The organism is Micromonospora sp. SL1-18, assembly GCF_047921505.1.
Taxonomy (GTDB): Bacteria; Actinomycetota; Actinomycetes; order Mycobacteriales; family Micromonosporaceae; genus Micromonospora.
This window is the reverse complement of record NZ_JBLROA010000222.1, coordinates 1-444: the sequence shown is the minus strand read 5'-3', so window position 1 is coordinate 444 and position 444 is coordinate 1. Positions and strand designations below refer to the sequence as shown.

General features: G+C 69.4%; 1 protein-coding gene. It reads left to right on the top strand.

Going from position 1 to position 444, the window contains the following annotated elements:
• Positions 1-19 precede the first annotated feature (19 nt).
• Positions 20-444: transposase (locus tag ACNAW0_RS30670; protein WP_416291528.1), on the top strand; the 425-nt coding region annotated here is incomplete at its 3' end.

Below are 444 nucleotides of genomic sequence, written 5' to 3'. Positions count from 1 at the left end.
CAAAGGCAAGCGGGTGGGCATGCCGCGGCGGAAGTCGAAGCACACCGCCCGGCTGGCTTGCCGGTTCACCACGGGCGCTATCCGTGTGGAGTCGGACCGGCGGCATGTGACGCTGCCGCGGCTCGGGATGATCCGTACCCACGAGTCCACCCGTAAGCTGCACCGCCGTATCGGCAACGGCACCGCTCGCATCTTGTCCGCGACGGTCAGGTTCGATCGGGGTCGGTGGTTCGTGGCCTTCCAGGTCGAGATCCAGCGCGCCACCGACCGCAGTCCGACCCGCCCCGACGTGGTAGCGGGTGTGGACCTGGGCGTGAAGTGCCTCGCGGTGATCGCCGACAACCACGGCGAAGTGCGGTTCGTGCCGAACCCGGCACACTACGACGGCGCGCTCAAGCACCTCAAACGGCTGTCCCGGCGAGTGGCCCGCCGTCAGGGGCCGGA